The 5,809-nt window shown below is 55.8% G+C and carries 7 protein-coding genes and 1 pseudogene; 5 read left to right on the top strand and 3 right to left on the bottom strand.

Going from position 1 to position 5,809, the window contains the following annotated elements; translation table 11 throughout:
* Positions 1–827 precede the first annotated feature (827 nt).
* The 4 genes from C934_RS0131305 to C934_RS33165 all read left to right on the top strand — a co-directional run bounded on the left by C934_RS0131305 (position 828) and on the right by C934_RS33165 (position 3,824).
* Positions 828–1,877: a porin gene (locus C934_RS0131305; RefSeq protein WP_018860445.1), complete on the top strand. Its 1,050-nt coding sequence runs from the start codon at positions 828–830 to the stop codon at positions 1,875–1,877.
* 755 nt (positions 1,878–2,632) lie between these two features.
* Positions 2,633–2,896 (top strand): DUF982 domain-containing protein, encoded by a 264-nt coding sequence (locus tag C934_RS0131300; RefSeq protein WP_018860444.1) that lies wholly within the window; start codon positions 2,633–2,635, stop codon positions 2,894–2,896.
* Positions 2,897–3,006: 110 nt separating this feature from the next.
* The gene (locus C934_RS34485; RefSeq protein ID WP_083929955.1) at positions 3,007–3,318 is read left to right on the top strand and encodes an ArsR/SmtB family transcription factor; all 312 of its coding nucleotides are present in this window, start codon (positions 3,007–3,009) and stop codon (positions 3,316–3,318) included.
* Positions 3,319–3,467: 149 nt separating this feature from the next.
* On the top strand, positions 3,468–3,824 hold the full coding sequence (locus C934_RS33165) for a PAS domain-containing protein (RefSeq protein ID WP_156828842.1): 357 nt from the start codon (positions 3,468–3,470) through the stop codon (positions 3,822–3,824).
* A 66-nt stretch (positions 3,825–3,890) separates the two neighbouring features.
* Here C934_RS33165 and C934_RS35000 read toward each other — a convergent pair whose 3' ends face one another.
* Positions 3,891–4,049 (bottom strand): hypothetical protein, encoded by a 159-nt coding sequence (locus C934_RS35000; protein ID WP_156828841.1) that lies wholly within the window; start codon positions 4,047–4,049, stop codon positions 3,891–3,893.
* A gap of 122 nt (positions 4,050–4,171) precedes the next feature.
* Between C934_RS35000 and C934_RS34480 the strand changes: the two genes are divergently transcribed.
* Positions 4,172–4,315: a DUF1127 domain-containing protein gene (locus C934_RS34480; protein WP_018860441.1), complete on the top strand. Its 144-nt coding sequence runs from the start codon at positions 4,172–4,174 to the stop codon at positions 4,313–4,315.
* 196 nt (positions 4,316–4,511) lie between these two features.
* On the opposite strand, the gene C934_RS33160 is transcribed toward C934_RS34480, so the two are convergent.
* Both C934_RS33160 and istB read right to left on the bottom strand, forming a co-directional pair.
* Positions 4,512–5,219, bottom strand: a complete 708-nt coding sequence (locus tag C934_RS33160; RefSeq protein ID WP_018860440.1) for a LysR substrate-binding domain-containing protein — start codon at positions 5,217–5,219, stop codon at positions 4,512–4,514.
* A 308-nt stretch (positions 5,220–5,527) separates the two neighbouring features.
* A pseudogene (gene istB, locus C934_RS0131275) lies at positions 5,528–5,809 on the bottom strand (IS21-like element ISRel16 family helper ATPase IstB); the annotation flags it as partial.

Raw genomic sequence — 5,809 nt, 5'->3', positions numbered from 1 at the left:
ACGTTTCTCTTTCTTCTCATCTTCAATTGTCAAATAACAGACCAGATACCCCGGTCGAATTTCCTCGCCTCAAACCCAAAAGTCCAAGGAACCAATCAGCACCAAAGCCAATCTTAAAAGAAACTTGAGAGCGAAGGACTTCGTCGCCAGCAGCGCCGCCGCCCTCGTTCAGTGAGGGGGCTTATAGATGCCCAACCAGAGAGCCGTCAAGCAGGACTATTGGAATCTCGAGACAATTCGAACAACTGATTGAACTTACGAGGTAATTTTCTGAACGGTCCTTCGGCGGTCACAGACTGCTATGTAGTGGACGATCGCCGAGGTCCTTAAACGGAGGAAGGACGGTAGCTCCCTCAAAAGGAAACCGGTCGGGCCTGATGATCGAAAACCGCTGCTGACAAACCCTCCTCGGCATTGCTGTAGCCCGTGACAGCGATTTCACGCACCTCGCCCGTGATCTCCTCCTCTCGAGGGAATTTTGCGGCGTCAGGAGAGATTCAGGTCAGATCATGGTGAGGATCAAGCCATCTATAACGGGAACTTATAAATCCTTTGCAATTCAAGTTTGCGGACGAGAACAACACCGCGATAGGTAGCACGGGCATAAGCGATGCCGTGGGGCAATGCTCAATCATAGATACCAAGGGGGATCCGTGCATTTTTCAAATAGACAATGTCATTGGTAGTTTTTTCATTCAGGTAGAATGAGCAACACGCTTCTGCGCTAACGCAAATTGCTTCGCAGAGTCCTTCACCAAAACTGGGTAGGTAGAGCCGTTTCTCGGCAATGATGACCTGTGCCCAATCGACAGAAGATTGGACTGAGAATGAACATTAAGATGATCCTTGTGAGCACGACCGCGGCCTTGGCTGCCATCTCGAGCGCCCAGGCTGCTGACGCCATCGTCGCTGCGGAGCCGGAGCCGGTTGAATACGTTCGCGTTTGCGATGCTTACGGCAGCGGCTACTTCTACATCCCGGGCACCGAAACCTGCCTGAAGATCAGCGGTTACATCCGTTTCCAGGTTAACGCCGGCCCGAACGCCAGTGTAACAACTGGCAATGGCACCACAGTCGCCAACGACTCTGACTGGGACGCCTATACCCGTGGCCAGGTTCAGTTCACCGCCAAGAGCGACACCGAATACGGCCCGCTCACTGGTGTTATCGTCCTGCAGACGAATGCCGACAACGCTTCCTCGCAGCAAGTGAAACTTGACTCCGCTTACATCGACATCGCTGGCTTCCGCGCCGGTCTGTTCTACAGCTGGTGGGACGATGGTCTCTCGGGCGAAACGGACGACATCGGCAGCAAGGTCACGCTGCACAACTCCATCCGTTATCAGTACGAAGCCGAAAACGTCTACGCTGGCGTCAGCGTTGACGAGTTGGAGGATAGCCCGTTCTATAACGGCGAGGTCCCCGATAACGTCGGCGTAGCAGTCGGCATCGGCGGCAAGGCTGGCATCTTCAGCTACCAAGTCACGGCTGGTTACGACACCGATAACGAAGCCGGCGCAGTCCGTGCGATGGGTACCGTTGCTATTGGTCCGGGCACCCTTGGCCTCGCAGCTGTCTGGGCGTCCGATCCGGGTGCTTACTATTCCACTTCCGAATGGGCGATTGCTGCGGAATACGCCATCAAGGCGACTGACAAGCTGAAGATCACTCCAGCCGCCCAGTACTACGGCAGCTACGGCGTCGTTAACGCCGCTACCCACGCTGACTTCTCGGACAACGACGCTTGGAAGGTCGGTGTGACGGTCGACTATCAGATCGCCGACAACCTCTACGCCAAGGCAGCCGTCAACTACCTCGACGGCGATAAAATCGACGACGTCACGACAGGCTACTTCCGCCTCCAGCGGGCATTCTAGTTAAGAACGGCGCGCCGCGTTTCTCCCTCTCTCCTCGGTTAAAGTCACGGGGAAAGGCAGCGCGGCGAGGCACTTGGAAGTCTCTGATCGGGTCGACCTCCGGTCGGATGCCAGGGGTGGCCCGGGTTCCCTGCCCGGCCACCCCTTTCATTGTAATGGACGAAGCTATTCGCGCGTAGCGAGAGAACGTCTTTCCAACGCGTCGCCGCCAGCACGATTTATTAGCTTGCGCGCTGCCTCATCATACACGGCGCCGCAGCGTCTGGACGACGCCTGAGCTGAATCACGAGGTTTGCGCGGATCCGAACGCACTGGCTTATCTTGGGTTAGCAGTGGCCCGGAGCGCGAAGGTGTGGTTAGGCATCATCGTCACGAAATGTAAACGAGAGTTGTTTTGCTTGAGAGCCTCGATCGTGAGGCGTATTGTCCGCAGCGCTGCCCACTCTCGGGCACTGCTCATCAATCTAGGCCCCACCCTATTGGGGCCTCTTTTTTTCCGCTTGCTCTTCGTAACCCGGCGATATCATCCGGTGAAATACGAAGACCATGTTCATTGGCGGCCGTGACAATGCGGCCCGGGCGTCATCAACTTGCGCGTAGCATTTGCACCGAGATCGTGAATGCTAGCCTCCGCACCCGCTCAAAGCGCGGTCTTTCGTTGCTGCCTCTGCTGGTCGAGTCTCCAGCAAGGGTCGTGAAGATGGAACACTTCTTGCTCGGTTAATGATGTGTTTACCGTGCGGAGGCGTTTTGTAATGAAGTGGCACAGAAGCGATCATTTCGCTCCCCTGATGCTGGTGATGGGTGGTCGGGAAAAATACAGGCTCGTCGGGTCCCTGAGAGAGGTTGCGGAAGCCCTTATAGGTGACTGGCCATCCGACGACGGAGAGGAGTACATGGAGGCGGTGAAGGTCTGCCTTGACGCAATCCATGGTAAGCTATCGGCGCAGGAAGCACGCGAAGCACTCATTCGGGCTGCGGACGAAGCGGGAATACCAGTAATCCGGGCTGTTCACTGAACACGTCTCAGAGCTGCGCTCGAATATCTCAAAAATGTAATGTAGCGATCTCTAGCCTGGACGCCATCTTACGTATAAGTCAGCCGCAGTTGGTTAAATGGTGAATTGAAATGCATGATGAAATGGTTTTCGTTGAGCACGCTAAGCTGCTCACTCTCCTCGCCAATGAAAAGCGGCTGCTTATTGCTTCCCATCTTCTCGGCGCCGAACTCAGTGTGAATGAACTCGCAGACAAGGTGGGCCTCTCGCAGTCGGCCCTCTCCCAGCATCTCGCAAGATTTCGTGCCGCAAGGGTAGTCACCACGCGACGCAAGGCGCAGACAATCTACTACTCGACATCAGACGACAGTATTCGTAGGGTCCTGGAAGCCGTAGGAGAGATCTTTGCGCGGGACGCCGGTCCGGCTGCCAAGTCAACATAACTTCTGGATGCCATACTCTTCTCTCAAAGGCCAAAAGGCCAACTTGCGGACACGTCGAGCTACGGACATTCTATGCAAAACGGCAAACGAGAGGACCAACGGTGCCGGACGCAAAGCACTTATTCGTCACGAATATCTCGGGTGAACGAATGCCTGACCCCGGCCTGTTTACGTGGGACATGAACGCGGACCTCGTGTACGCGGACGGTGCCCTCGCCGCGTTGTTCGGTCTCGATCCCGCGGAAACTGAACGGGGATTGCCGGTGCAAACCTATCTTGATCGTGTGCACCCCGACGACGTGGCTGTATTGGCTAAACAAATCAGCGACGCCATTGTCGCGCAACACCCAACGGTGCAGCACTATCGGTCACAAAAGGCAGATGGATCCTATGTTTCGGTTTCCGCCTTCGGCCGATGCTTTCGGGATCGCAAAGACAATCCGATCCACTACGCTGGAATTGTGGTACCGGACGAAACGACCCCACCCGTTTTCGCGGCTCATTGAGATGCGGCTACTGCGCTGATTGCACCAGGCTTTTCCGCACGAGATCACGGAGACCGTAGTCATTTGCTATAGCAGCTGCCAAGTGTGGCCATATGGACTTCGCAGATCATCGCCCGTTCCGTTTCTGGCTGCAGTCGAGTTCCAGGCATCAATGCGAACCGTACGGATCGCATTGAGCATCGACTTGCCGCATTCACCACTGCGCACGACATGCAATCTACGCATAGCTGAGGTCCAGTCTTCGCGCTGCAAAATTGGTCCGACCAATCATATATAAGCGACATCGAAGTAATCGAAGCGCCACGGACTGGCAGCTGACTTCGAAAACCCAGGAAAGGGGATTTATCATGAACATCGCACGCACTTTTAACAATTGGCGCAAGTATCGTCAGACGGTCTCCGAACTGGGCCGTATGAGCAATCGCTCACTCCACGACCTTGGCATCAATCGCGGCGAAATCGAGCGGATCGCAAGAGCTGGCGCTCGCTAAGTCCGCGAAAACAATGTGCAGTTTGAAGCGCTCGTCCTACCTGGCGGGCGCTTTTGTTTTGCCCCGGCAAAGGAAAGAGCCAGAGCGGCTCTCGTATGGTCACGCCACGTAGCTCTGCCTATGCTTTGGGCGAAAATCGCACATGAAAGACGCGAGCATCCATCTCTTGGGAACCGTCGATTGTCTAGAGCGCCCGCTAGACTTCTCCGAGGAGCCAGTCCCGAAAGGCGACTATTTTGCGAGAGTTTTGCCGTGTTTCCGAATAGACGAGCCAGAACTTCCCATGGCGGCCGGTCAAATCAAACAATTGCACCAAGCGACCTGACTGAATTTCGGTCTGAAAGAACATAGGCGTAAGAAGGGCTATCCCCTGCCCGGAAATTACGGCCTGGCTAATCGCAAGTTGCGTATCAAATTGGAAGTTCTGAGAAAATGACGGTTTTGGGCTGTCGACGCCCGCTGCATTAAACCAGTCCAGCCACCAATCATCCCTCCAGTCGAGCAATGGGTGTTTCAGAACGTCAGAAGGGACCCTAATTTCACCCGCCGCCTCCAGGAAAGCCGGACTACAAAACGGGGCGAACTCCCGATCCATTAAGGGGTGAGCCTTAAGGCCAGGCCATTTGCCATGCCCCTCCCGGATTCCCACATCGAACGGCTCTCGACTGAAATCGACCACTCGGCTCATCGCTTTCAGTTCAATGTCGAGATCGGGGTTGGCATTTCGGAAGCCGCCCAATCGCGGAACCAGCCAGTTGGATGAGAAAGTGCTCGTTGCGGTGATCGAAAGGACCGTCTCCGCCCCCCGGCGAAGAGACACCCGATAGGCTTTCACCGGCCGCACGATGTTCTTTAGCGCCTGAGGTCCGATGTCCTCGTAGCCGAGAGGCAGCTTCTGTTCCACCTGCTCATAGACAGCGCTAGAAAGGCAGATCCCACCCGGCTCCGCGAGTGCCTCAAGGCGGACTGCGACATCACACCATCACCGAAGAGATTTCCTCCGTCGACAATCACGTCCCCAAGATTGATCCCGATGCGAAACCTCATCCGCAGACCCTCCGGTAGGTCGAATGAGCGCCCAGAAATGCCGATTCCGATGAAGCCGCCCCTTTGTTCCGAGATGATTGCGCCCCCGGATTCCGGGATAATCTCGCCCCCTTGAGGTTGGGGTCCTGCTGGCAGTGATTGTTGTCAGTTCATTCGTGTAACGAGTCAAGATTTCCGGCGCTGATTTCGCCGCAAGCTTTCCCCGGATAGGTCGATGCGGTGGGCGTTATGAACGAGGCGATCAAGGATGGCATCAGCATAGGTTGGATTGCCGATGATCTCGTGCCAGGCTGATACCGGAAGCTGACTGGTAATGATTGTCGAGCGGCGGCCGTAACGATCCTCGAGGATCTCCAGAAGGTCGTGGCGCGCCTGCTCATTGAGCGGCTCCAGGCCCCAGTCGTCGAGGATCAAGAGCTGGACGTGCCCGAGGGTTCGCTGCAGCCT

Source organism: Rhizobium sp. 42MFCr.1, assembly GCF_000377185.1.
Taxonomy (GTDB): Bacteria; Pseudomonadota; Alphaproteobacteria; order Rhizobiales; family Rhizobiaceae; genus Rhizobium; species Rhizobium altiplani.
The sequence above is the reverse complement of the archived record's forward strand: the minus strand, read 5'-3'. Positions and strand labels throughout refer to the sequence as shown.